Consider the following 25,976-nt stretch of genomic DNA (forward strand, 5'->3'; position numbering starts at 1 on the left):
GGCCCGATTAGAGCGCGTCCGCGCGGATCAGCCGCTCCAGCGTGCGCGTCAGGCGATCGAGGTCGATGGGCTTGACCATGTGCTCGTCGAAGCCGCTGCTCAGCGCCTTGTCGCGATCGGACGCTTGGCCGTAACCGGTCAGCGCGATCAGGCGCGGCGCGGCCTCGCCGAGTTCGCGATGGATCAGCGTCGCCAGCTGGTAGCCGTCGATGACGGGCATGCCGATGTCGAGCACCGCGGCGTCGAAGCGCGACGCGCGCACCCGTTCCAGCGCCTCCTGCGGCAGCGTCGTCGTGACGACGTCGTAGCCGGCGTAGCGCAGCGCCATGCCCAGCGTCTCGGCGGCGTCGCGGTTGTCGTCCACCACCAGCACCCGCCCCTGCACAGGCGGCAGCGTGTCCAGCGCCTCGGTGGCCGGCCCCGGCGCGGGCGGCGCGACGTGGATCTCCGCCGGCAGCGTCACGCGGAAGGTCGCGCCCAGCCCCGACCCGGCGCTGTGCACCGCCACCTGCCCGTGATGCATCTCGACGAGCTGCTTGACGATCGCCAGTCCGATGCCGAGCCCGCCCTTGGAGCGGTCCAGCGTGGTCGAGCCCTGCTCGAACAATTCGAACACGCGCGGCAGCATGTCCGCGTCGATGCCGGCGCCGTTGTCCTGCACCTCGATCACCAGCGAATCCCCCACGGCACGGGCCGCCACGCGGATCTCGCCGTTGGTCGGCGTGTACTTGGCGGCGTTGCTCAGCAGGTTCACCAGCACCTGCCGCAGCCGGGCCCGGTCGCCCATCAGCCGCAGTTCCGGCCCGACCTCGCAGGCCACCCGCAGCAGGTGGTTGCGCTCCTCGAGCAGCGGGCTCACGCCCTCGATCGCGTCGCTCAGCAGGAAAGGCACGTCCACCGGTTCCCGCGACAGTTCGATCTTGCCGCGCGTGATGCGGGTGATGTCGAGCAGGTCGTCCACCAGCTTGGACAGGTGGCCGACCTGGCGTTCGATGATCTCGTGCTCCCGCGACAGCTGCCCCGTCTGCAGCCGGATCAGGTGCAGCGCGGTGGAGATCGGCGCCAGCGGGTTGCGCAGTTCGTGGCCGAGCATGGCGAGGAACTCGTCCTTCGCGCTCGCGGCGCGTTCGCGCTCGTGGTCCAGCCGGGCCGCGTGCAGGCCGGTCGATGCCAGCGTCGCCGCGGCGCGCATGAAGGCGCTCTGGTGCGGCGACGGGAAGTCCGGCCGCGAGGAGCCGAACCACAGGCTGCCCGCCCGCCCGGCCGGCCCCAGGTAGAGCCGCACCACGCGCAGGGTGCCCAGCGGCGACTCCAGCGGGGTCGCGGTGTCGGCGCTGTCGGGCATCTGGCGGCAGGCGAGGATGAAGTCCGTCCAGGCCTCGTGCGAGACGCGCACGCCGCCGAGCTGAAGCACGGTCGCCGGCACGGCGTCCGGCACCAGCGGCGCATGCAGCAGGCAGACCGCCGTGCCGACGATGCGGTTCACCGCCTCGGTCGTCAGTTGCAGCACCGTGGCGGCGTCGCGTCCGACCCAGAGGGCCGGCAGCGCGAGCAGGCCCATCAGGTCGCGCAACGCCTGGTCGGCGGCGGACGGTTCTTTTTCTCGGGACATCGTGGTCATTCGGCCCGCCGGTCTGGCACCGGCATTGGAAGCGCCGCCGGCGCGGACCGTCCGCGGCGCCGCCCCGTGGCGCGGCGCGCGGACAGCTCGCGCAGCATCTCGGCCGGCGGCGTGAAAAAGGGATTCTCGCGCAGCACGCCGCCGATCATCGTGAGCGGATGCGTCCGCAGCAGATCCATCATGGTGGCACCGTCCAGCGGCGCCAGGTCGTAGACGCAGATCGCCAGGCGGCGATTCGCGTCCAGCACGCCGTTCAGGCGCGCCTCGTACTCCAGCAGATCCAGGCGGTCGAGGCCGTGACGGACGGCCCAGCCCATCTGCGTCATCACGCGCAGGCCGTCGAAGCCGTCCGACTCGCCGCCCTGCGCCGCCGTGGCCTGCGCCATCTCGGCGAGCAGGGCCTCGACATCGATCCCGCCGGGCTGCGCGGGCCAGGGACGCAGCGCAAGCTGGCCGCGGTGTTCGCAGGCCGCCACGTCGATCCCGGCACCGACCAGCCGCGCCCGGTGATCGTCCAGCCCACCGGATTCGATCAGATGCAGGTTGCGTTCGTTGTTCTGCTCCGCCTCCCGATAGAAGGGCGCCAGCACCTGGCAGGCCTCTTCACGGCTGTCGAAAAAAGCGCAAATGTGGAAATGAGGGGTGATCACTGCTCTCTCGCACCGTCCGCGGCGGTTGTGCCATCGGACGTCCTCCGTCCCGAATTGCATTGGCCAGTCGGCTGGCTCTCAGGCGTTGATGCGTCGATGTTAGCCGTGAAGCGAGCGGGCGAAGACGATGCCGGTCATGGAACGCGTCGTCGCCGCCGGGCCCAGCGCCGTTCGACCATGTTGAAGCGCCGGGATGGCCTGCCGCCGTGACCGGCATCCGTGCATTCGGGGTCGCTCGACCCGCCCGTGCATTCCCGATGCAATATTCGATGCAACCGGAAACATACCCGACGCCTCGATGGTTTCAGGCAATCCCTGCCTCGAATTTGTCAAGGCTCGCGTCGAGGCCAATCATTTACAAAACCGCAACCCCAGGAAATACATCACTCATTCTTGCAGGAACCCTGACGGGGGGCCGTGGACTCAGGCGTGGGCACCCAAGGTGTGGCGTTCGCCCGCATGGGGGTCGCAAGCGGCCGCACAGGCCCGGCAGGCCTGGGCGCAACGCTTGCAATGCGCGTGCTGATGCTTGTCGCACTCATCGGCGCAGGCCCGGCACAAATGCGCGCACAACGCGCAGAAATCGCCGTGATGGGCGGATTCGCGCGACAGCACGCCGATCGTCGTCTCGCAGAGGGCCGCGCAGTCGAGCGTCAGCAAGGTACACGCCTCCATCAGGCGGTCACCCGAACGGATGCAGGCGTTGGCGCACTCACGGGTCGCGAGCAGGGCCTCCGCGCAGGCCTTCATGCAAGGTTGCAGGTCTTCGGTGGCGCTGGTCATGGCAAGTCCTTCTTGGTGGGGGAGACCTGTTTCGTGGCAACCGCCATGCCTCGCGCGCGCCCGGATCGGTGGGAGCGCTTGAGCGCGTGAATCCATCCGAGTCAAAACTAGCAAAAGTTTGCTAGTCATACTGCATTAGTAGGTGGGCCGCCACAGGCAATTTCAAAAGGCTAGCAAATGATTGTCATTGTGAGGCGACCGGACGAGAAACGAAACTGAGCAGCATTGCAAAACAGCCCGAAGGGGTTTACCTTGAGCTGCCCATCCCCTCTCCAGTTTCTCCGCCTGGTGAATATCGATATTGCCCGCGGCTGGCGATATCCACTGGCTGCCCTGGCCTTGATCTGCCTGCCGGCACGCGCCGACGACCGCCCCCCGGCCGTCGCGGACATCGAAGCCCGGGCCGCGACTGGAACGCCGCTATCCCTGAACGCGCCTGCCGCCCCGTCGCCCTCCTCCCCACCTGAGCAGGGGTCCGCGTCTGCCTCTGCCTCTGCCTCTGCGTCCGAGTCGGCGTCTGCGCCTGAGCCCGCGCACGCGGTGCCCTGGGGGACGGCCATGGACGACTTCCTGGGGACCGCGCTGTCCGCGGACCCGTCGATCGAGCGCGCCCGGGCCTCGATCGCCGCCGCCGAGGACGGCATCACCGCCGCGAAATGGCAGTTCGGTCCTTCGCCGAGCTTCTCGCGCGAACTGGCCAGCGGCACGAACCGGTACGTCAACGTCCTGCGCATCCAGCAGCCGCTGTACACCGGCGGGCTGCTGACGGCCGGCCTGAACTCGGCGCGCACCACGCTGCGCAGCAGCCGGTTCGAGCTGCAGGCCGCGCAGCTCCAGCTGAAGCTGCGCATCGTGCAGACCTGGGCCGACTGGGCCAAGGTCCGGGGACGCATCGACAGCCTGGAAGCGCTGCGCGACGAGCATCAACAGCTGCTGGAGATGATCCGCCGCCGCAATCAGGCCGGAGTCGCCACCAACGCCGATGCCGCGCTGGCGGCCTCGCGCCTGAGCGCCGTGCGGGCCGAGCTGGCGCAGGCCCGGCTCGAGGAAGCGCTCCAGCGCGACCGGCTGCAGCGTCTGGCGCGCCGTCCCGTCGATGAGCCGCTGCGTGCCGTGCTCGACGGCGAGCTGCCGGCACCGCCGACGCTGAACCAGGTGCTCGACCGCATCCAGCTCTCGCCCGAAATGGCGATGGCGCGCGCCGGCGTCGACCTGTCCCGGGATGAACTGGCCCGGGCCAAGGCGGCGCTGATGCCGACGGTCAGCCTGCGGCTGGACCGTCAGAGCGGCGCCTACAAGGACGATCGCCTCGGCCTGGTGGTCCAGGCCGGACTGCAGGGCGGCCTCTCTGCCCTGGCCGGCGTGAATGCGGCGCGCGCGCGGATCGTCGCGGCCGAGGCCGCCGTCGCCGCGACCGAACAGGACCAGTTCAGCAACTACCAGCTCGAGTACACCCGCTACGCCGCGGCGGGCGCCTCGCTGCGCAACGCGCAGATCACCGCCGCGACCGGCGACGAGGTGCTGGCGTCGTACCGGCGCCAGTTCGACGCCGGCAAACGCGCGTGGCTGGACCTGCTGAACATGGTCCGCGAGGCCCACGCCACCCGGCAGGCGCAGCGCGACGCCGCGATCGACGAACGCGCCGCCCTGTACCGCCTGAACCTGCTGCTGGACGGCGGACCGGCGTCGGGCTGAGTGCCCCGCCCGACCGCCCCGGTAGCGCCCACCGCCCACCGTCCAACGTCCAACACCCGACGCGCGACGCCCGACGCCCCGCGCCCGACGCCATTTGCGATCCGCCATTTGCGATCCGCGATTGGCGATCCGCGATCTACGAGATGCCCGCCATGACCTGGAATCCCTTCAAGCGCTCGACCACCGCGTCGTCGCTCCCCCCCGTCGCGCTCGCGACCGCCCTGTCGCACTGGATGCGGCTCAAGGGACGTCCCGTCCCGGTCGAACTCCTGAGTCGGCGTCAGGGGGAACTGGCCCTGGCCGGCGAAGATCTCGCCAGCGCGCGATGGCTGGCCGGCGCGGTCGACGAGCGGACCCGTTTCGTCCTGCTGGACTCGCCGCAAGTCGCCGCGCTGCCGCTGCTCTGCCGCCACGTCGAGCACGGCTGGCAGGTGGTCACCGCACGCACGCCGGAGGGGCTGTGGACCTGCGCGGGCAGCGACCAGGTCCGACGCGAGCTCGTGCTGGACGACCAGCCCTGCCTGCATGCCATCGCGGACGGCGAGGCCGATCCGGCGGCGGCGCACAGCGCGCGCGGGATGATGCTCGCGCAGGTCCGCGGCCAATGGCCGATCTTCCTCGAAGCCGCCGGCCTGTCGCTGCTGCTCGCCACGATCGGCATCGCCATCTCCTTCTTCTCCATGCAGGTCTACGACCGCGTCATCCCCAGCCAGGGGCATCAGACGCTGTGGGTCCTGACCCTGGGCGTGGCGCTGGCCGTCCTGATCGAGTTCCTGCTGAAGCTCGCGCGCGCATCGCTGCTCGAGCCGCGGCTGAAGCACCTGGACGTCGGCATCTCCAAGGCGCTGATGGCGCGCCTGAACGCGGTCCGCATGGACCAGCGGCCCGGCGCCGTCGGCACGCTCGCCTCGCAGGTGCAGAGCTTCGAGGCGATCCGGGGCATCCTCTCGGCCAGCACCCTGTTCCTGCTCTTCGACATGCCGATGGCGCTGATCTTCGCGCTCGTGATCGCGGCGATCGGCGGCTTCTGGATGGCGCTGCCGGCGGTGGTGCTGTTCGGCGTGACCGTGCTGACCGGCCTGCTGCGCGCCCGTCGCATCGCCCGGCTGACCGCGAGCAGCCAGTCCGGCGCGAATGCCAAGACCGGCCTGCTGGTCGAGGCCATCGAAGGCACCGAAGCGATCAAGGGCCTGGGCGCCACCTGGCGCTTCGAGGCCCGCTGGGCCGCGCTGTGCGAAATCAACGCCGCGCAAAGCCTGGCCCTGAAACATGAAAGCGACACCACCTCCTACCTCTCCGCCGCCTTGCAGCAGGCGAGTTATGTCTCGCTGATCTGCGTCGGGGCGGTGCTGGCCATCGACGGGCACGTGACGCAAGGCGCGATCGTGGCCTGCTCGATCCTGTCGGGCCGCGTGCTGTCGCCGCTGGCGGCCATCCCGCCGCTGCTGGTGCAACTGGGCAGCGCCCGCGCGTCCATGAAGGCGCTGGACGCGATCTTCCGGCTGCAGCGGGACAACGAGGGCATCGATCGGCCGATCGTCCCCGAACGCATGCGTGGCGAGCTGCGCTTCGAGGACGTCGAGTTCGCCTATCCCGGCCAGAAGGACCCGCTGCGCATCGGCAACCTGCGCTTCCGACCCGGCGAGAAGGTCGCCATCCTCGGAACCATCGGCGCCGGCAAGACCACGCTGCTGTCGCTCGCCTGCGGCCTGACCCGGCCGACGCGCGGGACCGTGTACCTGGACGGCGTCGACCAGCAGCAGCTCCACGCGGGCTGGCGCGCGACCCAGATGGCCTACGGCCCGCAGCACGCCTGGCTGTTCTCGGGCACCTTGCGCGAGAACCTGCTGTTCGGCCTGCCGGACCTCGGCGATGACCGGCTGGTCGCCGCCTGCCAGAGCACCGGTCTGTGGCCCATGGTCGCGCAGCATCCGATGGGCCTGGACCGCAAGCTCTCGGAAGGGGGACGCGGCCTGTCCGGCGGGCAACGGCAACTCGTGGCCCTGACGCGGCTCGTCCTGGCCGACCGGCCGATCTGGCTGCTGGACGAGCCCACTTCGGGCATGGACGACGGCCTGGAACAGGCGACCTTGCGGCTGATGCGGCAGATGCTCAAGCCCGAGGCGACGCTGCTGCTGGTGACCCATCGCCTGTCGATGCTGGCGCTGGTCGACCGCGTGATCGTGCTCGCACCGCAGGGCGTCCTCGCCGACGGCCCGCGGGACGAGGTGCTGGCCAAGCTGCAGGGTCGACCGGCGCCGGCGCCTTCCGCCCCGCCCGCTGCTGCAACGGCCGCTGGCACCTCCGCTGTGACCGCCGGTGTCACCGCCGGTGTCACCGACGCTGCAACGGCCGCTCCACCTGCCGCTCCGTCCGCCATGCCGCCTGCCATGCCGCCCGTCGCCCCTTCTCCCGTCCAGCCCGCTTGAACGCTGGCCGCTCCCATGCTCGTCGACATCAGGAAGTTCCCATGACAATGACGCAAGATTCTCACGAGGGCCAGTCGCGCGTGCGCTGGACCGTCCTGGCCACCATCGTCGCGCTGGGCGCGGGCTTGTGGTGGGCCTCCCAGGCGCCGCTCGACCAGGTCACTCGCGCCACTGGAAAAGTCATGGCATCCTCACGCACACAAGTGATCCAGGCGCCCGATGGGGGGGTCGTGGAGAAGCTGTACGTGCACGAGGGGGACGCGGTGCGTAAAGGGGATCTGCTCGCCCAGCTCGACAACACCAAGGCGAGCGCCGCGCTGGCCGACTCGAGCGAGAAGGCCGATGCGCTGAATGCCTCGCTGGCCCGACTGCGGGCCGAAACGCTGGGCACGCCCTATCGCCCTGCGGGCACGGGACCGTTCAACGACCTGCAGCGCAAACTCTACGAACGCCGCCGGACGGCCCTGGAGGAAGAACTGGCGGTCCTGTCCAAGTCCGCGGACCTCGCCCGGCGCGAGGTGGCGCTCAACGAGCCGCTGTACCAGGCCGGCGACATCAGCGCGGCCGAGTTCCTTCGGCTCCAGCGCACGGCCAACGAGGCGGCCGGACAGGTCACCTTGCGTCGCAACCGCTTCCTGCAGGATTCGCAGGCTGAATTGGCCAAGACGGAGGAGGAACTCGCCAGCGTGCAGCAGATGCTGAACGACCGGCGGGGCAACCTCGAACACACGCAGCTGCGAGCGCCGGTCGACGGCGTGGTCAATCTGATCACGCTGACGACGGAAGGCGCGGTGCTGCGCCCCGGCGACGAGATCATGCAGCTGCTGCCCACCGGCGACGACCTCATCATCGAGGCCCGGCTGCGCGCCGCCGACATCGGCTTCATCCGTCCGGGCATGCCGGCGGTGGTCAAGGTGGACGCCTTCGACTACAGCATCTACGGCGCGCTCGACGGCAGCGTCAGCTACGTGAGTCCCGACGCGCTGACCGAGCGCACGCCGCAAGGCGAGCAGCCGTACTACCGCACGCACATCCGCATCAGCGGCAAACGTTTCAAGGGCGCGAAGGCGGACCGCCTCGTGATCCAGCCCGGCATGACGGCGACCGCGGAAATCATCACCGGTCGCCACACGGTGCTGGACTACCTGCTCAAGCCGGTCAGGAAGACGATGTCGGAGTCGCTCGGCGAGCGCTGAAGCGGCCGCGACCGCACGACGCCTGGGCGCGCACCACTCACTTCACGTCATCCACCTTCATCGACCATCGGCAACAACAACTCCGAACCAGAGGGGAACACCACCATGATCACCGTCACCATCATCGAAGACGATGCCACCGTCCTGCAACGCCTGATCGACGTCGTGTCCGCCAGCAGCGCCTGCCAGATCGTGGGCATCGGCCGCAATCGCGGCGAATCGGTCTCCGCGATCCTGGCCAATCGCGCCGACATCTACCTGGTCGACCTCGGCCTTCCCGATGTGGACGGCATCGACCTGATCAAGCTGATCGACGAGAAGTGCCCCGATGCGCACAGCATCGTGATCAGCACCTTCGGCGACGCCAAGCATGTGATGCGCAGCCTGCGCTCGGGCGCGTCCGGCTACCTGCTCAAGGAGGAGATCCAGCCCAGCCTGATCGACAAGATCATCGCCACGCACAACGGCCATGCCCCGCTGAGCCCGGCGGTGTCGCGGCTGGTGCTCGACAAGCTGGAGAGCCTGGAGACCGGTGTGAAGCCCAAGGTGGACAAGGGGCAGAAGCTCAAGGAACTGGGCCTGGGCCAGCGCGAATGGAGCGTGCTGAACCTGCTGATCGAAGGCCTGCCGATCGTCGACATCGGCAGCCGGCTGTCGATCTCCCGCTTCACGGTGAACCAGCACCTGCGCTCGATCTATCGCAAGCTGAATGTCAATTCCCGTGCGATGGCCACCAGCGTGGCCCGGCTGCATGGCCTGATCGACGAGTGAGCGCGCCCCGGGGACGCACCACCGTCCACCGGTCAGGAACAAGCCGCCTCAGGGCGGCTTGTCCGTTGGGTCGAGAGTCTCAGCGGCAGGCGCATGCGCAGCAGTTGCTTGCACAGCAGGAAGGAAGCCAGTTCGAGCGCCCCGGACGTGCGCACGAGACCCTCGCGGCGCAGGCGCAGCCGGCCATCCGCCAGTTCGCCGCGCAACAGGCGAGCCAGTTCGCGGTCCCGCCCGTGCACCGCGGCGAGGTTGAACACCGCCAGCCAGGCGATCAGGACCGCGCGCGGCAGCGATGCCAGGACCTCGGCGAGCGAGTCCGCCTTCACGGCGGCTTGCGGCGCATGGATCGCCTGTACCCGCAGCAGCCGCGCCACCAGCGCAGGATGACGCCCGGCGAGCAGCGCCAGCGACGAGGCCGAGCCACCGGACCGCGCCAGCATGAACAGCTGTCCGACCACGCTCGCGTCGCAGCCCGGCAATGACGGCACGGCCAGGGTGGTCGAACGGGCGATGCCATAGCCCTGGAAATAGTCGGCGCCGGCGCGACGTGCCCGTTGGAGGGCTTCGTCGTCCTCGATCTTTTCGGCGACGACGGCCAGGCCGAGCTGATGGGCCTGACGCACCAACGCCGGCAATTGCTCCGGATCAAGCGCGATGACATCCAGCTTGGCGAACTGGACCCAGGGCGACAGCGTCCATCGCGGATCGTCCGCGCAGACCACATCGTCGAGGGCGAACCGGTAACCGCGGCTGTGAAGATCGCGCAGGCGCGCCACGAGCGGCGCGTCGACCTCCACGGTCTCGAGCACTTCGATCACGCCGACGTCCGGGGTCAGCGCCTCCGCGATCGGACTCATCAGCGTGCGACGGTCCATGTTGATCAGCAGGTCGCCGATGGGATTTTCAGCAGCGGGCGCATCGAGCAGGAATTCGCCGTCGATCAAGGCGTTGGACAGCACCGCGGCCGTCGCGTAGGCGCCCAGCTCCGGTCCGACGCCCGCATCGCGGGCATTCCATCGGAACAGCAGCTCGGTGGCCACCACGCGGCCGGTCCGATCGATGACCGGCTGGGCGGCATAGCGGACATGGGTGCCGAGGTGTTCGTCCTGCCAGCGTGGCGAGGCGGGCGTTGGCGCACTGTGGACGGGGCTGCGACCGGGTTCGGAAAGGCGGGACATGGGCATTCCGCAGAGCGGTTGGCGAAGAAGGCTTCATGCTATGAACCAAGTGCTCGGCACCGAATAACAAGCACTTGTCATCCGGCACGCTGCAATAACAGTTATGTGCTGGAGTGCTGACTGCGACACAGCGGAAAGGCGGCGGGTGCCGCGCTTGCCCTCGACCGTCACCGTCGGACGCGTGTTCGGACTGGAACCCCGGTGCGACGCGCGGGCAACTCATCCATCGGCCCCGGGAAGCGGCCGCCGCGGCGCGGGACACTGCCTCGCGCGGGCGGTGGCACCGCCGCCCCGGCCGATGGGTTTTCTTACCCGGATCACAAGGAGAAGCAAGATGCAGATGCGACACACCCGACTGGCCGCGGCCGCCCTCGCGGCGGCTGTCCTGGCCGGCTGCGCGAACATGGACGACCGTCAGCGCGGGACCGCCGGCGGCGCCGCGATCGGTGCCGTTTCAGGCGCGGTCATCAGCTCCGCGACCGGCGGCAAGGCGGGCACGGGCGCGCTGATCGGCGGCGCGCTGGGCGCGGTGGCCGGCAACGTCTGGTCACGTCACATGGAAGACAAGCGCCGCGCGATGGAACAGGCCACGCAAGGCACCGGCGTGGAGGTGACCCGCACCGCCGACAACCAGCTCAAGCTGGACGTGCCGAGCGACATCTCCTTCGCGACCAACAGCGCGGCGGTCGAGCCGCGGCTGCGGCCCGTGCTGGACGCGTTCGCCAACGGCCTGAACAACAACCCGTCGCCGACGATGGTCCGCGTGGTCGGCCACACCGACAACACCGGTTCGGACGCGATCAACGATCCGTTGTCGCTGCGCCGGGCGGAAAGCGTGCGCGGCTACCTGGCCGACCGCGGCGTCCGCTCCGACCGGATCGAAGTCGCCGGCCGGGGCTCGCGTGAACCGCTGGTGTCCAACGACACGGCGGAGAGCCGCGCCAAGAACCGCCGCGTCGAGATCTTCCTGCGCGAGCCGCAGCAGGGGTCCGGCGGCTGAGCCTGAACGGGAGCGCTCCGGCGCCCCCATGACAAAGGCGCTCCGCAAGGAGCGCCTTTTTTCGTTGCCGGCCTTGACGAGGTCAGGGCAAGGTCTTGGCGGGTTCGGGTCCCATGTGCGGGCCCGTGCGATGCAGCGCACCGCCCTCGCCTTCCCAGGTCGTGACCTCCTCGGGTTTCGAGTGGCAGGTCTTGTGCCGCAGCGCGTGACGCCGGGCCTGCCATTGCCACAAGGCGTAGCCGGCCAGGCTCGACAGCGCGAGCGGTACGAGGCGTTTCATCAGCATGGTGTCGCTCCTCTTCGATCGATCAGCGGGCCGGCGCGCTCGCCTTGGGCTGGCGCGGCGGCGGGACATCGGGGCCGGGACGCATCGTCGCGCTCGGCGGATTGGCGGGGGCGGACGGGATGCCCGCCGCGGTCGGGTTCTCCTGCACCATGCGGTCGATGCGGGTCAGGATGCCGCCGCTTTCGACGCTGCCGTCGCGCGTGCCCTGTCCCATGACCATCATGCGGCAGTCGTCGCGGTCTTCCGCGGCGACGCGCTGGCAGCGCAGCATCGCGTTGTTGGCGAGGTCCTGCGTGCTGGCGGTGCGCAGGTTGCCGCGCTGGGCTTCCTGGCGCGCGGCGCCGGCTTCCTTCAGACACGCCGTGCGGGCGGGTCCGGTCTTGCCGGCCAGGCAGTTGGCACGATCCTGTTCGTAGGTCGCCTGGATGTCGGACTTGGACGAGGCCCCAGCCGCGAAGGCCGGCGTCGTCACGATCATGACGGCCGACAGCACCGCCCCGGCAGTGATCCAGGCAGCAGCGGAAGGCGACGTGAGGGTCTTGTTGAGCTTGATCATCGGGGTTCCTTTCCAGCGCTCGGCGCCGAGGTCGGAAGACGGGGAGAGAGGATGAAGCAAGACTAGGCCCGGCGCCCGTCGGCGTCTGTCGTACCGCGCCGGAGCCGCTTGTAGGACGAGTCCGGCATCGCCGATCCCGTGCCACCAGGCGCCCGCCGACGTCTGCCTGCAATCCGCCCGCACGGCGCGCCTGCGGCGTCCTGTCCTACATCCGGACGTGGGCCCTGCTGATCCCTCCGGGCCCCTGGCCGCTTCTACAGTGAGCCCCAAGCGCCGCGCCGCGGCCGAAAGCACGAAAGGACATCGTCATGTTGAAGTGGGCCCTGATCTTTGCCGTGATCTCGCTGATCGCCGGCGTCCTCGGTTTCACCGGTCTCGCCGCAGGTGCGGCCGGCATCGCCAAGATCCTCTTCGGGATCTTCGTCGTCATCTTCCTGGTGCTGCTGGTGCTGGGCATCACCGGCGTCAACGCGATCCGGAAGTGACGCCCGCCCTGTCCTGAAGTGTCCCGAAGTTTCCCGAACCAGAGGAGCCAGCCCATGAACGCCCCCGAACACCAGCATCTGAAGCTGGATGAACAGGCGCTGCAACGCGCTCGCCAGCACCTCGACGAAGGTCCCGTCACGCCCAGCTACGGCCCGTGGCGCGAGGACGTGATCCGTCTGCTCAACGACGCGCTCGCCACCGAGCTGGTCTGCGTGCTGCGCTATAAGCGCCACTACTTCACCGCGCACGGCCTGAACTCGCCGCGCATCGCCGAGGAGTTCCTCGAGCACGCCACGCAGGAAGCGGTCCACGCCGACCGCATCGCCGAGCGCATCGTGCAACTAGGCGGCGATCCGGACTTCCGGCCGGACTCCTTGACCCAGCGCAGCCATGCCGAGTACGACGAGTCCAAGGACCTGAAGGCGATGCTGCGATCGAACCTGATCGCCGAGCGCATCGCCGTCGAGGCCTACCGGCAGATGATCCAGCTCATCGGCGACAAGGACCCGACGACGCGACGCATCCTCGAGGAAGTCCTCGCCGAGGAGGAAGAGCACGCCGACGACCTCGCCGACCTGCTGAGGGACTGACGCCATGCGCCGGCGCGTCGCCGCCCTGCTCTTCGCGCTCGGCGCCAGCGTGGCTCTCGTGGCTTGCGGCACGCCGCGTGCGCCGGTCAACGGCCGACTCCCGGATCCTCCGTCGATGGCGCCGACGCTGACGCGGGTGGCCGCGCAGGTCGACGTCGTCGGCCCGCGCGGCCCCATGAACCAGGCCAGCCGCGAGCAGGCCGTTCAGGCCGCCGCCGCGCAAGGCAAGGCCGACCTGCTGAAGCGCCAGATCGCCGCGATGTCGGCCTTCGGGGACGTCGACCTGTACGCCGGCAACGACGCGCAACTGCTCGTAGACGGTCCGGCGACCTTCGCCGCGATGTTCGCCGCCATCGACAAGGCGCGCCGCCAGATCATCCTAGAGAGCTACATCATCGAAGATGCCGACGTCTCGCGTCAGCTCGCGGACCGGCTGCTGAAGCGGCGCGCGGAGGGCCTCGACGTCGCGGTCCTCTACGACGGCGTCGGCTCGATGGGCACGGACGAGGCCTATTTCGACCGCCTGCGTCAGGGTGGCGTCTCCGTCTGCGCCTTCAACCCCGTGAATCCGCTCAAGCAGCGGACGCGGTATCACAAGATCACGCAGCGCGACCATCGCAAGATGCTGGTCGTCGACGGCGAAACCGGCTTCACCGGCGGCATCAACATCAGCGCGGTGTACTCGTCCGGATCTGGCGGCTTCGGCGGAAGCAGCGCGTCGAAGGCGCCCAAGGCCAAGGCCGCGTCGAGCGAGGCCGCCGACGGCAAGCCCGGAGAAAAGTCCGGGGACAAGGCCGACCAGAACGGCTGGCGCGACACGATGGTGCAAGTCCGCGGCCCCGCGACGCAGGCCCTGCACACGATGTTCCGCGAGGTCTGGGCCCAGCAGCACTGCGAAGGCAGCGTTGCCGCGCTCGCGCCCCCGCCTGGCCTGCCGGCGGGCCAGCAGCTGATGCGCGTGATCCCCGCCTCGCCGCAGGACACCGAGAACCGCATCTACACGCTGCTGCTGGGCAGCATCCGCGCCTCGCAGCGCAGCGTGTACCTGACGATGGCCTACTTCGCGCCGGGCCAGGACATGGTGGACGCCCTCAGCGAGGCCGCGCAGCGCGGCGTCGACGTCCAACTGATCCTGCCCTCGCGCAGCGACTTCGGTCCGGTGATGCAGGCGGGCCGCAGCCACTACGAGCGCATGCTCAAGGCCGGCGTGCGCATCCATGAGCTGCAGGACGCCGTGCTGCACGCGAAGACCGCCGTCATCGACGGCGTCGTCTCGACGATCGGCTCCAGCAACATGGACTGGCGCAGCTTCGTGCACAACAACGAGGTGAATGCCGTCGTGCTCGGCGAGGACTTCGGCGGCGCGATGACGCGGATGTTCGAGCGCGACCGGACCGCCTCCAAGACGATCGAGCTGCAGCGCTGGCAGGACCGCGGCCTGTGGCAACGGGGCAAGGAATACTTTTCCAGGATGTTTGAACAATGGTGGTAAACAACGCGCCCTCCTCCGCGCCGGCGCCTTCGCCGGGTCCGCGACGACACCGCCTCCCCGGTTGGGCGATGGGATTGCTCGTGCTGCTGGCGCTGCTGCTGATCACGGTCGGCGTCTGCGAATGGCTGGGTTGGCCGTTCCTGCGCCGTCCCGCGGAACAGTGGCTGAGCCAGAAGCTCGACCGGCAGGTGCGCTTCGACGGCGACGAGGACAACACCGGCTGGCAGCTCCGGCTGATCGGCCACCTGCGCCTGCGCACGCACAGCCTGACGATCGCCGGTCCCAGCTGGAGCACGCTGGGCGGGCCGATGCTGCAGGCGCAGGACGCCTCGCTGACCTTGCGGTATTCGGACCTGCTGGCCCTGCGTCACGAGGGTCAGGCCTTGCAGGTGAAGGCGCTGCGCGCGGACGAACTGACGATGCGACTGGAGCGCGATGTCGAAGGACGCGCGAGCTGGCAATTCGGCAAGCAGCCGCCCAGCGACACGCAGGTGCGCAAGCGCCCCAACGTCGACGGGATCCGCTTCGACCTGCTCGAGGTGGGCCAGGGCACGGTGCTGGTGGACGACAAGATCCAGCAGCTCTCGCTGCTGGGCCGCTTCGCGCTGCGCGAGACCTGGGTGACGCCGGAGGACGCCGCGTCGGCGGTGCGTTCAGGCCTCGCCGCCTCAGGCGCGGCGTCGAGCACCGTGACCGCACAGCGCGCGCTCACAGCGGCAGCGCGGGTCGCCAGCGCGGCCGCTTCGGGCACGCGGCTGGCCGTGGACTTCGGCGAACGCGTGGCAGGCAAGCCCAAGGGCGCGTCCGCCCCCGCCGGCGAGCCGGGTCCGGGAGAAGGCGGCCGCTACGGCGTGACGGCGCAGGCCGAGGGCCATTGGCGCGACCTGCCGATCAAGGCGAACCTGCAGACCGGCTCCGCGCTGCCGTGGATGTCCTCGGATCCGAACGCGCCAGCGGTGCCGGTCACGCTGCGCGGCAACATCGGCAAGGCCCAGTTGAGCTTCGACGGCCAGGTCCGCGACCTGCTGGTCAGCCAGGGGCTGTCCGGGCAGTACACGCTGGCGGGGCCATCGCTGGCCGCGGTGGGCGAGCCGCTCGGCGTCACGCTGCCGACGACACCGGCCTTCGCGATGGCAGGCAAGCTGACGCGTGACGGATCGCGCTGGACCACGGCCGTCAGCAAGGCCACGATCGGCAGGAGCCAACTGAGCGGCGAGTTCCAGTACGACAAGCCGGAGAACGGCCTGCCGACGCTGACGGGCGAACTGCGCGGGCGCGAACTGTGGCTGGCGGACCTGGGGCCCGCGGTCGGTGTGCCGGCCGAGCCGGGTGCGCCCAAGGTGAAGAAGGCACCTTCGCGCGTGCTGCCGGACAAGCAGTTCGACCTGCCCTCGTTGCGGGCCATGAACGCCAACGTCAATGTGAAGCTGGCGCGTTTCGAGTCGGGGACCGCGATCCTGCAGGCGGCCGAGCCGCTGAATGCGCGCATCGTCCTCCAGGACGGCGTGCTGGAACTGCGCGACATCGATGCGCGCGTCGCGCGCGGCCAGGTGGCGGGCACGATGAAGCTGGATGGCCGGGGGCCGCAGGCCAAGTGGCAGGCGCGGCTGCGCGTCGGCGGCGTGCACCTGGAACAGTGGCTGAACCTGGAGCGCAAGAACGGCCAGCGCTGGGTCACGGGGCTGATGGGCGGGCGGGTGTCGCTCGACGGCCAGGGCCGGTCGACCGCCGAGCTGCTGGCCAGCGCCGACGGCCGGATCGTGCTGTACTGGACCGAGGGCTCGATCTCCCACCTGATCGTCGAGGCCGCCGGCATCGACATCGCCCAGGGCCTGGGCCTGGTGGTGCGGGGGGACGATGCGCTGCCGGTGAATTGCGGCGTCGCCGATCTGCAGGTCAAGGACGGGGTGGTGACGCCGCGGCCCATGGTGATCGACACGAAGGATTCCGTGGTCCTGGTGGACGGCGGCATGTCGCTGGCGACCGAGCGGCTGGCGCTCACGGCCAAGGTCGATCCGAAGGACCGGAGCCCGCTCACCCTGCGCACGCCGCTGAACATCCAGGGCACGCTGGGCGATCCGCAACTCAGCCTGCAGAAGGGCCCCCTGCTGCGCAAGCTGCTGCCCGCGGCGGTGCTGGGCGTGGCGGTGGCGCCGCTGGCGGCGATCGTTCCGCTGATCGACCTGGGCGAGCAGGCGGATCCGGAGAGCCTCAAGGCGCTGTCTGAATGCAACGCCCGCCTGGCGCCTCTGTCGAAGCGCGGCTCGGGATCGTGATAATGGGCGCCTTGCTCACGCCCATGCCCATGTCCACCGTTCCCGTCACCGCACCGACGCCCGGCACGCTGAACTGTTTCCTGGTCGAGGACAGCCCGCTGATCCGGGAGAACCTTGTCGCGACGCTGCAGGAGATGCTCGACCTCGACGTGGTCGGCTGGGCCGAGGACGAGGCCGGCGCGCTGCGCTGGCTGCACGACGAGGCGGTCCCCTGCGACATCCTGATCATCGACCTGTTCCTGAAGCGCGGCTCGGGCATGTCGCTGCTGCCCAAGGCGCGGCTGCTCCAGCCCGAGGCCAAGGTGATCGTGCTGACCAACTACGCCACGGCCGACATGCGACAGCGCTGCGAGGGGCTGGGCGCCGACAAGGTCTTCGACAAGTCCAGCGAACTGGACGAGCTCATCGCGTACTGCCTGGACCTGGCGTCCTCCAAGGCCTGAAGGCTGGGGCCGGAAGCCGGAGGCCCGAGGTCGGAGGCAAGCACCAAGCGCTGCCCAAGTCGCAGAACGACGAACCACCAGTCGCACAGCAGAAAGGGGTCCCGCAGGACCCCTTTTCAACCTTGGAGCGACGCCTGTCGCCTCGACGGTCGGTGGCTCAGTGCGCCCCACCCGCATCCACCGGCACGCCCATCTTCGGCGGCCGCTTGGTCAGCCAGACGAAGGCGATCAGCACGACGAACAGCGCCGCGGACGCCAGGAAGATGTCATCCGCCGCCCGGGTGAATGCCTGCTGGTCGACCAGCCGGTTGAGGTAGGCCAGCGCCTGGTCGTGGCTGAAGCCCTGGCGCTGCAGCGTGTCCAGCGCCGCCGTCTCCGCCGGATCGCCCAGCGCGAGCCGTTCCGCCAGGTGATGGTGGTGCAGAGCCGCGCGGTTCTCCCACAAGGTCGTGGAGATCGACGTCCCCATCGCCCCCGCCGTGATCCGCACGAAGTTGGACAGGCCGGCCGCCGCGGCGATCCGGTCGGGCGTGATGCCCGACAGGGTCAGCGTCGTCAGCGGGATGAAGAAGAACGCCAGCGCCCCGCCCTGCAGGATCGTCGGGATCATGATGGTCCCGAGGTCCGTGTCCGTCGTGAACAGCGAACGCATCCACAGCACGATCGCGAACATGACGAAAGCGAAGCTCGCCATCATCCGCGGATCCCACACCGAAACCTTCTTCCCCACCACCGGCGAGAGCAGGATGGCCAGCACCCCCACCGGCGCCAGCGCGAAGCCCGCCGCGGTGGCGGTGTAGCCCATGTGCTGCTGCAGCCACAGCGGCAGCAGCACCACGTTGCCGAAGAACAGCCCGTAGGCGATCGACAGCACCGAGGCCCCGAACAGGAAGTTCCGCCGCGCGAAGAGCCGCAGGTCCACCACCGGATGGTCGTTCGTCAGCTCCCAGACGATGAACACCGCCAGGCCCACGACCGCGACCACGGCCAGCGCGATGATCTGGTTGGACTCGAACCAGTCCAGCTCCTTGCCCTTGTCCAGCATCACCTGCAGCGAGCCCACCCACAGCACCAGCAGCGACAGCCCGACGGTGTCGATCGGCAGCTTCTTGGTCGGGGTCTCGCGGCTGCGGTAGATGCTCCAGGTCAGGCCGGCCGCGAACAGCCCCACCGGCACGTTGATGTAGAAGATCCACGGCCAGGTGACGTTGTCGGTGATCCAGCCGCCCAGCAGCGGCCCGACCACCGGCGCGACCAGCGTCGTCATCCCCCACAACGCGAGCGCCGTGCCCGCCTTGTGCTTGGGATAACTCGACAGCAGCAGCGTCTGCGACAGCGGGATCATCGGCCCCGCCACGAGGCCCTGGAACACGCGCGCCACCACCAGCATCTCCAGCGAATGCGCGAAGCCGCACAGCCAGGAGGCCAGCACGAACAGCAGCACGCTGGTCGTGAACAGCCGCACCGCGCCGAAGCGCTGCGTCAGCCAGCCGGTCAGCGGGACGGAGATCGCATTCGCGACGCCGAAGCTGGTGATGACCCAGGTGCCCTGCACCGGGCTGACGCCGAGGTCGCCGGCGATCGCGGGCAGCGACACGTTCGCGATGGACGAGTCCAGCACGTTCATGAAGGTCGCCAGCGACAGCGAGATGGTGCCCAGCACCAGCGCGGTGCCGGTCAGCGGCGCGGGGCCCGCCGGTGGGCCCGCGGGTGCCGGCGTCGCGGCAGGCCCGGGGGCCGCCAGCGCGCCGGGCGCGGTCGGAGTGGAATCGCTCATTGCACGCGGGACGTGTTCGCCTTGACCGCGGCCTTGCCGAGGTTGGTCGCGATGATCTTGTTCACCTGCTCGTCGGCGGCCTTCTCCTGGACGTCGAAGATCGCCGTCTGCAGGCGCGGCGCGCTGGCGCCGGTCGCGGCGGCCAGCATCGCGCCGCCCTGGTCACGGATGTCGATCTGCACGTCCATCGACAGGCCCACGCGCAGCGGGTGCTCCTGGACTTCCTTCGGGTCCAGCGCGATGCGCACCGGCACGCGCTGCACGACCTTGATCCAGTTGCCGGTCGCGTTCTGCGCCGGCAGCAGCGCGAACGCCGCGCCCGTGCCGGCGCCCAGGCCCTGCACCGTGCCGTGGTACTCGGTCTTCTTGCCGTAGACGTCCGCTTCCAGCGTCGCCTTCTGGCCGATGCGCAGCTTGGCCAGCTGGCTTTCCTTGAAATTGGCGTCGACCCAGACCTGCTGCAGGCCGACCACCGCCATCAGCGGCGAACCCGCCGCGACGCGCTGGCCCAGTTGCACCGAGCGGCGCGCGACCCAGCCGTCCACCGGCGCGATCAGCTCGGCGCGCTGCAGCGCCAGGTAGCTTTCGCGCAGGCGCGCGGCGGCGCGCAGCACGTTCGGGTGTTCCTCGACCTTGACGCCATCGGTCAGCACCTGGTTGGAGGCCAGTTGATCCTTGGCGGCTTGCAACGTCGATTGCGCGGCGGCGGCCTGCGCGCGGGCCGAGGTCAGTTGCGACTGCGCGTGTTCCAGCTCTTCCTTGCCGACGGCGCCGGTGGCGACCAGCGGCTGGCGGCGGGCAACGTCGGACTGCAGGCGGTCCAGGTCGACGGTGACGCGCTTGAGGTCGGCCTCGCGGACCTTGACCTGGGCTTCGAAGCCGCTGTTGTTCGCATACAGCGTGCGGACCTCGCGGACCGTCTGAGCCAGCTGCGCCTGCGCCTGCTCCAGCGCGACGCGGGCGTCGACCGGGTCCAGGCTCACCAGCTTCTGGCCGGCCTTCACGAAGTCGGTGTCGTCGGCGTAGACCGCGCGCACCGTGCCGCCGACCAGCGGCGTGATCTGCACGACGTTGGCCTGCACGTAGGCGTTGTCGGTGGACTCGTAGCGACTGCCGACGATCCATTCATACCCGGCGTAGGCCAGGCCCGCCACGATGACGACGGCGGCGATGATCGTCAGGCCCCGCTTGCGGGTGCCGTTCTTGGCGGGAGCTTGCGGGTTGTTCGGGGGCGTTGCGCTCATGGTGTGCTCTTCGGGATTCTTGTGAGTCAGGGGCGGCGGCGTAGCGGCCGGCGCTTCAAGGTCGGGGGCGATGGCTGTCGGAGGAACGGCGATATCAGCGGCGATATCAGCGGCGACATCAGCGACGGTCGGCGGAAGCCGTCGTCTGCGCGGCGCCTCGCGCGGGCTCGGCGTAACCGCCGCCCAGCGCGCGCATCAGGTTGATCTGGGCATCGACGGTCAGGGCCTGCAGATCGATCTGGCCGCGCTGCTGCAGCAGCTGGTTCTGCTGCGCGTTGAGCACCGCGATGCGGCCGGTCAGGCCGGCGCGGTGGCGCTGATCGGCCAGTGCGGCCTGGCTGTCGGCGTTGGCCACCGACGCGTCCTGCTGCGTGCGCTGCTGGCGCAGCGACTCGAGCGTCGTGTACTGGTCGCTGGCGTCGCGCACGGCGTCCAGCACCGCGACGTTGTAGCTCGCGATCGCGGCATCCTGCTCGGCCGCGCTGCCGCGCAGGTTGGCGCGCAGCCGACCGCTGTCGAACAGCGGCAGGTGCAGCGCCGGGCCCGCGCCGTACTGGCGGCTGCCGCTCTTGAACAGCTCATCCAGCCCGATCGAGTTCAGGCCGACGAAGGCCGTCAGGCTCACGCTCGGATAGAACTGCGCGCGGGCGACGCGGATGTCCTGCGCCGTCGCCTCGACCCGGGCGCGCGCGGCGGCCAGGTCCGGGCGGCGGCCCAGCAGGTCCAGGTGAGGCGCCTGCTGCCAGTCGAGCGCGCCCGGCAGCGCGGCGTCCAGCGACTCGGTCGCCTTCGGGCCCTGGCCGGTCAGCGCGGCGAGCTGGTGGCGCAGCAGCGCCTGCTGCTCGCGCAGCACGACCTGCTGGCGCTGGATGTCGGGCAGCGGCGCCTCGGCGACGCGCAGGTCCTGGCCGTTGTCCAGGCCGGCGGCGCTGCGTTGGCGCACCAGGTCGAAGGATTGGTCGCGCAGCGCCTTCTGCTGCTCCAGCAGACGGCCCTGCGCCTGGCTGCGCGCCAGCGCGACGTAGGCCTTGGCCACGGCGTTGGACACGCTCAGCCGCGCCGCGGCGGCGTCCGCCTCGGCGGCGCGCCGCTGGCCCAGCGCGGCCTGCAGCGCCGCGTCATGCTTGCCGAAGAAGTCGAACTCGTAGCTCAGACCGGCCTGGATGTTGGCCAGCGTCCGCAGGCTGCCGGCGAGCGGCGGCGGATAGATGCCGTTCTCGGTGATGCGCTGACGGGTCACGTCGGCCTCGAGCTGGGCGGACGGACGCTTCGCGGCCTCGGCGTTTTCGGTCATCGCCGCGGCGCGGTCGATGCGGGCGCGGGCCAGCGCCAGGTTGGGCGAGTTCGCGATCGCCTGGTCGACCAGCGCGTCCAGCTGCGGATCGCGGAAGGTCTTCCACCAGGACGCGTCGAGCGCCTGGCTCTGGCTGTCGTCGAGGCCGAGGCGGGCGGCTTCGGCGCCGTCCAGCGGCCGGCCGGGTTCGGCCAGCTGGGGGATGGGCGCGCAGGCGGTGAGCACCATCAGCAGCGCCGCGCCCATGGCCAGGGCCAGCGTGGTGCGGTGAAGGAATCGGGAGGTCATCGGAGGGTCCTCAATGTTGTTCTTCTGGGGGGAGCAGGCAATTGAAAAAGGCGAAAAAGGCAGCATCGGTCGTGCTTGTTCGTCGGTCAGTCGTCCGTCATTCACACTTGTCGACCAGCGTCGACGACTCGGAGGTCAAGCCCGCGTCGCGGATCGCCTGGCCGTTGACGACGATGCGCTGCAGCAGGCCGATCAGCGTGCGGAACTCCTGGTCGGTGAAGCCCGCCAGGTGGTCGTTGAAGACCTTGGACAGCACGCCGGGAGCGGCCGCCATCGCGTTCACGCCGACGTCGGTCAGCGACACCATCACCACGCGCCGGTCCTCGAGCGACCGCTCGCGGCGGACCAGGGCCTTGGCTTCCAGGCGATCCAACAGCCGCGTCATCGCGCCGCCGTCCATCGCGAGCTCGCGAGCGAGCGCGGCGCTGGACATCGGGCCGTTGAAGCGCAGGCGCAGCATCGGCGCCCACTGGGCGTGGGTCAGGTCATGCTGGCCGAGCATCTTGTCGGCCTGCAGCACCATGGACTGCTTGATCTGCCGCAGCAGCCAGCCCAGGCTCGGCTCCGACGTGAAGCTGTCGGCGCTGTAGAAATCGGCAGGCGGGGGCAACTTGGCACTCATGGCGTCGTCTTTCATGACTTCGGATTTCCAGGACGGAGCTTCTGGAAATGCTTGATGACAATTATTGCTTAGGCAATGATTGCCCTGCCAATCACTGCCTGGGATAGGCTTTCCACGCGTAGGGACATTCCCGCAACACGCCGCCCCTAAACTGACCCGATGTCCGCCATGTCCCCTCCTTCGATGTCCTCGACCTCCCCGAGCGACGCCGCGCCCTCCGCCGGGCCGCAGGCGTCTCCCTCCGCCACCGGCGGTCAGGCAAATGCCGTGCGCACGCCGCCCCAGGCGTCGCCGAGGACGCCGCCCCCCTTGCGGGCGATGGCGCCGGCGCTGTGGCCCTTCCTCAGGCCGTACCGGGGACGGATCGCCGCGGCGATCCTCTTCCTGATGCTCGCGGCGGCGGCGACGCTGGTCTTCCCGATCGCGCTGCGCCAGCTGATCGACCAGGGCCTGATCTCCGCCGACCCGGGCGACCGGCTGATGGCGCTGCGCGAGCACTTCGTCTGGCTGTTCGCGACCGGCGCGGCGCTGGGCGTGTTCTCCGCGTTGCGCTTCTACGCGGTGACCTGGCTGGGCGAGCGCGTCAGCGCGGACCTGCGCACCGCCGTCTACAGCCACGTGTTGCGCCAGAGTCCCGAGTTCTTCGAGACCACACAGACCGGCGAGGTCATCAGCCGCATCACGACGGACACCACGGTGATCCAGAGCATCGTCGGCTCCAGCCTGTCGATGGGGCTGCGCAACGTGATCATGGGCCTGGGCGCGGTGGCGCTGCTGATCTACAGCAACCCGTGGGTGATGACGCAGGTGCTGGGCATCCTGGTGCTGGTGGTCGCGCCGGCGATGTTCTTCGGACGCCGGGTGCGACGGCTGTCGCGCTCCAGCCAGGACCGCATCGCCGACACCAGCGCGATCGCCGCGGAAATGCTCAACGCGATCACCGTGGTGCAGTCGCATGCGCAGGAGGCGCGCGAGACGGTGCGCTTCGACGCCGCGAGCGAGGCCGCCTTCGACACGGCGCGCAAGCGGACCAAGGTGCGATCCTTCCTGGTGGCGTTCATCATCACGGCGACCTTCGGCGCGCTGCTGTGGGGGCTGTACCAGGGCACGCAGGCCGTGATGGCGGGCAAGATCTCCGCCGGCCATCTCGGCCAGACCGTGGTCTACGTGATCCTGCTGGTGTCGTCAGTGGCGGTGCTGGCGGAAGTCTGGGGCGATCTGCTGCGCGCGGCGGGCGCGATGGAGCGCCTGATGGAACTGCTCGCGGCGCAGTCGCCGGTGGCGGATCCGGCGGCGCCGGTCGCCCTGCCCGCGTCGGCCGGCCCGGCGCGCGTGAGTTTCGAGCAGGTCCGTTTCCACTACCCGTCGCGGCCCGACCGCGCGGCGCTGGAGGACTTCACGCTGCGCATCGAGCCCGGCGAGACCGTGGCGCTGGTCGGCCCGAGCGGCGCCGGCAAGAGCACGGTGCTGCAGTTGCTGCAGCGCTTCTTCGACGTGCAGGGCGGCAAGCTGCAGCTGGACGGCGTGGCGGTGGACCGCGTGAAGCTCGCCGAGCTGCGCGGCCGCATGGCGCTGGTGCCGCAGCAGAGCGTGATCTTCTCGGCCAGCGCGCTGGACAACATCCGTTACGGCCGCCCGGACGCGAGCCGCGAAGAGGTCATCGCCGCCGCCAAGGCCGCGCATGCGGACGAGTTCATCCGCCAACTGCCGGACGGCTACGACAGCTTCCTCGGCGAGCGCGGCGTGCGCCTGTCCGGCGGCCAGCGCCAGCGCATCGCGATCGCGCGGGCGATGCTGCAGAACGCGCCCCTGCTGCTGCTCGACGAAGCCACCAGCGCGCTGGATGCCGAGAGCGAACGGCTGGTGCAGCAGGCGCTGGACGAGGCGATGCGCGACCGCACGACGCTGGTCATCGCGCACCGGCTCTCGACGGTGCAGCGCGCCGACCGCATCGTCGTGATGGACCACGGCCGCATCGTCGAGCAGGGCACGCATGCCGAGCTCGTCGCGCGCGGTGGCCTCTACGCGCGCCTGGCCGCCCTCCAGTTCAACGCTTGAGCATTCCTCCCTCTCCCGCTTGCGGGAGAGGGTCGGGGTGAGGGCCAGCAGCCTCCGCCGTCCGCCCCTCTAAAATCTTCTCCATGACCGCCGACCTCACCCCCTCGCGCCCCGTGCGCAGCCAGTACGAAGACTTTATGCGCCACGTGTACGAGCACGGTGTGGCCAAGGGCGACCGGACGGGGACGGGCACGCGCAGCGTGTTCGGGCACCAGATGCGCTTCGACCTGAGCGAGGGTTTCCCGCTGGTGACGACGAAGAAGGTGCACCTGAAGTCGATCATCCTGGAACTGCTGTGGTTCCTGCGCGGCGACTCGAACGTCAAGTGGCTGCAGGAGCGCGGCTGCACGATCTGGGACGAGTGGGCGCGCGAGGACGGCGACCTGGGTCCTGTCTACGGCGTGCAGTGGCGCAGCTGGCCCAAGGCCGGCGGCGGGCACGTCGACCAGATCGCGGAGGTGGTCAAGCAGCTGAAGACCAATCCGGACTCGCGCCGGATCATCGTCTCGGCGTGGAACGTGGCGGAGCTGGACCAGATGGCGCTGATGCCCTGCCACGCGTTCTTCCAGTTCTACGTGGCGGACGGGAAGCTGTCGTGCCAGCTGTACCAGCGCAGCGCGGACATCTTCCTGGGCGTGCCGTTCAACATCGCGAGCTACGCGCTGCTGACGCAGATGCTGGCGCAGCAATGCGGGCTGGGGTTAGGCGATTTCATCTGGACGGGCGGGGATTGCCACATCTACTCGAACCACTTCGAGCAGGTGGAGACGCAGCTGGCGAGGACGCCGTTCGCGTATCCGACGATGCATATCAAGCGGAAGCCGGAGTCGATCTTCGACTATGAGTTTGAAGACTTCGAGCTGCAGGACTACCAGCACCACGCGGCGATCAAGGCGCCGGTGGCGGTGTGAGCAGCGGGAGCTGAACTCACATGGCGTTGAGGCCGGAGGATCTTTCGGAAGAGGAGATGCTCGCGGCTGAGGCGCGGTTTCCAAAGCTGGCCGCAACGGCCGGACGGAAGGCCTACGAGCAGGCGTTGGCGGAGACGGGCTCGGTCGTTGTGGCGAGCGGGGATTGGCTCGTCAGGCGGTTTTCGGATGGGCGCGAGAGGCTTATAACAATGCTGCCGCCGGACTTGCGAGTGAAGCGCGGTGCTGTGCTCAAGCGTACTGAGAGAGACGTATCGATCGAACAGACTTCCTCGCATGAGAACTGAGCCGCCGCCGCTCTCGTGGGACTTC

23 protein-coding genes are annotated in these 25,976 nt (G+C 69.6%); 13 read left to right on the forward strand and 10 right to left on the reverse strand.

Annotated elements, in window-relative coordinates; all coding sequences use genetic code 11:
- Positions 1-7 precede the first annotated feature (7 nt).
- The 3 genes from AC07O8_RS23505 to AC07O8_RS23515 all read right to left on the reverse strand — a co-directional run bounded on the left by AC07O8_RS23505 (position 8) and on the right by AC07O8_RS23515 (position 3,054).
- Positions 8-1,612: a hybrid sensor histidine kinase/response regulator gene (locus AC07O8_RS23505; protein WP_495050353.1), complete on the reverse strand. Its 1,605-nt coding sequence runs from the start codon at positions 1,610-1,612 to the stop codon at positions 8-10.
- 5 nt (positions 1,613-1,617) lie between these two features.
- Positions 1,618-2,271 (reverse strand): MEDS domain-containing protein, encoded by a 654-nt coding sequence (locus AC07O8_RS23510; RefSeq protein WP_495050354.1) that lies wholly within the window; start codon positions 2,269-2,271, stop codon positions 1,618-1,620.
- A 423-nt stretch (positions 2,272-2,694) separates the two neighbouring features.
- A complete protein-coding gene (locus tag AC07O8_RS23515) occupies positions 2,695-3,054 on the reverse strand; it encodes a four-helix bundle copper-binding protein (RefSeq protein WP_495050355.1) in 360 nt (119 codons plus the stop codon).
- A gap of 558 nt (positions 3,055-3,612) precedes the next feature.
- Between AC07O8_RS23515 and AC07O8_RS23520 the strand changes: the two genes are divergently transcribed.
- From AC07O8_RS23520 to AC07O8_RS23535, 4 genes are all read left to right on the forward strand, one after another.
- A complete protein-coding gene (locus tag AC07O8_RS23520) occupies positions 3,613-4,749 on the forward strand; it encodes a TolC family protein (protein ID WP_495050356.1) in 1,137 nt (378 codons plus the stop codon).
- A 152-nt stretch (positions 4,750-4,901) separates the two neighbouring features.
- On the forward strand, positions 4,902-7,178 hold the full coding sequence (locus tag AC07O8_RS23525; RefSeq protein ID WP_495050357.1) for an ATP-binding cassette domain-containing protein: 2,277 nt from the start codon (positions 4,902-4,904) through the stop codon (positions 7,176-7,178).
- Between the two features lie 47 nt (positions 7,179-7,225).
- Positions 7,226-8,374: an HlyD family type I secretion periplasmic adaptor subunit gene (locus AC07O8_RS23530; protein ID WP_495050358.1), complete on the forward strand. Its 1,149-nt coding sequence runs from the start codon at positions 7,226-7,228 to the stop codon at positions 8,372-8,374.
- A gap of 105 nt (positions 8,375-8,479) precedes the next feature.
- The gene (locus AC07O8_RS23535) at positions 8,480-9,145 is read left to right on the forward strand and encodes a response regulator (protein ID WP_067271469.1); all 666 of its coding nucleotides are present in this window, start codon (positions 8,480-8,482) and stop codon (positions 9,143-9,145) included.
- Positions 9,146-9,177: 32 nt separating this feature from the next.
- On the opposite strand, the gene AC07O8_RS23540 is transcribed toward AC07O8_RS23535, so the two are convergent.
- Positions 9,178-10,323 (reverse strand): EAL and HDOD domain-containing protein, encoded by a 1,146-nt coding sequence (locus tag AC07O8_RS23540; protein WP_495050359.1) that lies wholly within the window; start codon positions 10,321-10,323, stop codon positions 9,178-9,180.
- Between the two features lie 340 nt (positions 10,324-10,663).
- Between AC07O8_RS23540 and AC07O8_RS23545 the strand changes: the two genes are divergently transcribed.
- Entirely contained in the window at positions 10,664-11,323 is a 660-nt protein-coding gene (locus tag AC07O8_RS23545; protein WP_297529372.1) for a YiaD family glycine zipper/OmpA-like lipoprotein, read from the forward strand.
- 82 nt (positions 11,324-11,405) lie between these two features.
- Here the strand turns inward: AC07O8_RS23545 and AC07O8_RS23550 are convergent, their stop codons facing one another.
- Together AC07O8_RS23550 and AC07O8_RS23555 are read right to left on the reverse strand one after the other, a co-directional pair.
- On the reverse strand, positions 11,406-11,609 hold the full coding sequence (locus AC07O8_RS23550; RefSeq protein WP_495050360.1) for a hypothetical protein: 204 nt from the start codon (positions 11,607-11,609) through the stop codon (positions 11,406-11,408).
- A 22-nt stretch (positions 11,610-11,631) separates the two neighbouring features.
- Complete coding sequence (locus AC07O8_RS23555; protein WP_495050361.1) at positions 11,632-12,165, reverse strand: hypothetical protein; 534 nt, start codon at positions 12,163-12,165, stop codon at positions 11,632-11,634.
- Positions 12,166-12,473: 308 nt separating this feature from the next.
- Between AC07O8_RS23555 and AC07O8_RS23560 the strand changes: the two genes are divergently transcribed.
- The 5 genes from AC07O8_RS23560 (at position 12,474) to AC07O8_RS23580 (ending at position 17,452) form a co-directional block, all read left to right on the forward strand.
- Positions 12,474-12,650 (forward strand): DUF1328 family protein, encoded by a 177-nt coding sequence (locus AC07O8_RS23560; protein ID WP_495050362.1) that lies wholly within the window; start codon positions 12,474-12,476, stop codon positions 12,648-12,650.
- Positions 12,651-12,704: 54 nt separating this feature from the next.
- Complete coding sequence (locus AC07O8_RS23565; RefSeq protein WP_495050363.1) at positions 12,705-13,241, forward strand: ferritin-like domain-containing protein; 537 nt, start codon at positions 12,705-12,707, stop codon at positions 13,239-13,241.
- Between the two features lie 4 nt (positions 13,242-13,245).
- Positions 13,246-14,733 carry a phospholipase D-like domain-containing protein gene (locus AC07O8_RS23570; protein ID WP_495050364.1) on the forward strand — a complete coding sequence of 496 codons (1,488 nt, stop codon included), beginning with the start codon at positions 13,246-13,248 and terminating at the stop codon, positions 14,731-14,733.
- Positions 14,734-14,801: 68 nt separating this feature from the next.
- Positions 14,802-17,009 carry an AsmA family protein gene (locus AC07O8_RS23575; protein ID WP_495050365.1) on the forward strand — a complete coding sequence of 736 codons (2,208 nt, stop codon included), beginning with the start codon at positions 14,802-14,804 and terminating at the stop codon, positions 17,007-17,009.
- Positions 17,010-17,038: 29 nt separating this feature from the next.
- Positions 17,039-17,452, forward strand: coding sequence for a response regulator (locus AC07O8_RS23580; RefSeq protein WP_495050366.1), 414 nt, complete (start codon positions 17,039-17,041; stop codon positions 17,450-17,452).
- Positions 17,453-17,609: 157 nt separating this feature from the next.
- Here AC07O8_RS23580 and AC07O8_RS23585 read toward each other — a convergent pair whose 3' ends face one another.
- The 4 genes from AC07O8_RS23585 to AC07O8_RS23600 all read right to left on the reverse strand — a co-directional run bounded on the left by AC07O8_RS23585 (position 17,610) and on the right by AC07O8_RS23600 (position 22,692).
- Complete coding sequence (locus AC07O8_RS23585) at positions 17,610-19,229, reverse strand: DHA2 family efflux MFS transporter permease subunit (protein WP_495050367.1); 1,620 nt, start codon at positions 19,227-19,229, stop codon at positions 17,610-17,612.
- Positions 19,226-20,473 (reverse strand): HlyD family secretion protein, encoded by a 1,248-nt coding sequence (locus AC07O8_RS23590; protein WP_495050368.1) that lies wholly within the window; start codon positions 20,471-20,473, stop codon positions 19,226-19,228. The genes AC07O8_RS23585 and AC07O8_RS23590 overlap by 4 nt, the downstream gene beginning before the upstream one ends.
- Positions 20,474-20,591: 118 nt before the next feature.
- The gene (locus AC07O8_RS23595) at positions 20,592-22,055 is read right to left on the reverse strand and encodes an efflux transporter outer membrane subunit (protein ID WP_495050369.1); all 1,464 of its coding nucleotides are present in this window, start codon (positions 22,053-22,055) and stop codon (positions 20,592-20,594) included.
- A 97-nt stretch (positions 22,056-22,152) separates the two neighbouring features.
- Positions 22,153-22,692, reverse strand: a complete 540-nt coding sequence (locus AC07O8_RS23600; protein ID WP_495050370.1) for a MarR family winged helix-turn-helix transcriptional regulator — start codon at positions 22,690-22,692, stop codon at positions 22,153-22,155.
- A 153-nt stretch (positions 22,693-22,845) separates the two neighbouring features.
- Between AC07O8_RS23600 and AC07O8_RS23605 the strand changes: the two genes are divergently transcribed.
- The 3 genes from AC07O8_RS23605 (at position 22,846) to AC07O8_RS23615 (ending at position 25,951) form a co-directional block, all read left to right on the forward strand.
- Positions 22,846-24,735 (forward strand): ABC transporter transmembrane domain-containing protein, encoded by a 1,890-nt coding sequence (locus tag AC07O8_RS23605; RefSeq protein ID WP_495050371.1) that lies wholly within the window; start codon positions 22,846-22,848, stop codon positions 24,733-24,735.
- A gap of 83 nt (positions 24,736-24,818) precedes the next feature.
- The gene (locus tag AC07O8_RS23610) at positions 24,819-25,646 is read left to right on the forward strand and encodes a thymidylate synthase (RefSeq protein ID WP_495050372.1); all 828 of its coding nucleotides are present in this window, start codon (positions 24,819-24,821) and stop codon (positions 25,644-25,646) included.
- A gap of 20 nt (positions 25,647-25,666) precedes the next feature.
- On the forward strand, positions 25,667-25,951 hold the full coding sequence (locus AC07O8_RS23615) for a hypothetical protein (protein ID WP_495050373.1): 285 nt from the start codon (positions 25,667-25,669) through the stop codon (positions 25,949-25,951).
- The last annotated feature ends 25 nt before the right edge of the window (positions 25,952-25,976 follow it).

Source organism: Roseateles sp. GW821-FHT09G09 (assembly GCF_059415965.1).

Bases quoted from the DNA above. Each gene is read 5' to 3' on its own strand.
- AC07O8_RS23505 (WP_495050353.1), bottom strand. From the start codon at position 1,612: ATGTCCCGAGAAAAAGAACCGTCCGCCGCCGACCAGGCGTTGCGCGAC.
- AC07O8_RS23515 (WP_495050355.1), bottom strand. From the start codon at position 3,054: ATGACCAGCGCCACCGAAGACCTGCAACCTTGCATGAAGGCCTGCGCG.
- AC07O8_RS23520 (WP_495050356.1), top strand. From the start codon at position 3,613: ATGGACGACTTCCTGGGGACCGCGCTGTCCGCGGACCCGTCGATCGAG.
- AC07O8_RS23525 (WP_495050357.1), top strand. From the start codon at position 4,902: ATGACCTGGAATCCCTTCAAGCGCTCGACCACCGCGTCGTCGCTCCCC.
- AC07O8_RS23530 (WP_495050358.1), top strand. From the start codon at position 7,226: ATGACGCAAGATTCTCACGAGGGCCAGTCGCGCGTGCGCTGGACCGTC.
- AC07O8_RS23535 (WP_067271469.1), top strand. From the start codon at position 8,480: ATGATCACCGTCACCATCATCGAAGACGATGCCACCGTCCTGCAACGC.
- AC07O8_RS23540 (WP_495050359.1), bottom strand. From the start codon at position 10,323: ATGTCCCGCCTTTCCGAACCCGGTCGCAGCCCCGTCCACAGTGCGCCA.
- AC07O8_RS23545 (WP_297529372.1), top strand. From the start codon at position 10,664: ATGCGACACACCCGACTGGCCGCGGCCGCCCTCGCGGCGGCTGTCCTG.
- AC07O8_RS23550 (WP_495050360.1), bottom strand. From the start codon at position 11,609: ATGCTGATGAAACGCCTCGTACCGCTCGCGCTGTCGAGCCTGGCCGGC.
- AC07O8_RS23555 (WP_495050361.1), bottom strand. From the start codon at position 12,165: ATGATCAAGCTCAACAAGACCCTCACGTCGCCTTCCGCTGCTGCCTGG.
- AC07O8_RS23560 (WP_495050362.1), top strand. From the start codon at position 12,474: ATGTTGAAGTGGGCCCTGATCTTTGCCGTGATCTCGCTGATCGCCGGC.
- AC07O8_RS23565 (WP_495050363.1), top strand. From the start codon at position 12,705: ATGAACGCCCCCGAACACCAGCATCTGAAGCTGGATGAACAGGCGCTG.
- AC07O8_RS23570 (WP_495050364.1), top strand. From the start codon at position 13,246: ATGCGCCGGCGCGTCGCCGCCCTGCTCTTCGCGCTCGGCGCCAGCGTG.
- AC07O8_RS23575 (WP_495050365.1), top strand. From the start codon at position 14,802: ATGGGATTGCTCGTGCTGCTGGCGCTGCTGCTGATCACGGTCGGCGTC.
- AC07O8_RS23580 (WP_495050366.1), top strand. From the start codon at position 17,039: ATGTCCACCGTTCCCGTCACCGCACCGACGCCCGGCACGCTGAACTGT.
- AC07O8_RS23585 (WP_495050367.1), bottom strand. From the start codon at position 19,229: ATGAGCGATTCCACTCCGACCGCGCCCGGCGCGCTGGCGGCCCCCGGG.
- AC07O8_RS23590 (WP_495050368.1), bottom strand. From the start codon at position 20,473: ATGAGCGCAACGCCCCCGAACAACCCGCAAGCTCCCGCCAAGAACGGC.
- AC07O8_RS23595 (WP_495050369.1), bottom strand. From the start codon at position 22,055: ATGACCTCCCGATTCCTTCACCGCACCACGCTGGCCCTGGCCATGGGC.
- AC07O8_RS23600 (WP_495050370.1), bottom strand. From the start codon at position 22,692: ATGAAAGACGACGCCATGAGTGCCAAGTTGCCCCCGCCTGCCGATTTC.
- AC07O8_RS23605 (WP_495050371.1), top strand. From the start codon at position 22,846: ATGTCCCCTCCTTCGATGTCCTCGACCTCCCCGAGCGACGCCGCGCCC.
- AC07O8_RS23610 (WP_495050372.1), top strand. From the start codon at position 24,819: ATGACCGCCGACCTCACCCCCTCGCGCCCCGTGCGCAGCCAGTACGAA.
- AC07O8_RS23615 (WP_495050373.1), top strand. From the start codon at position 25,667: ATGGCGTTGAGGCCGGAGGATCTTTCGGAAGAGGAGATGCTCGCGGCT.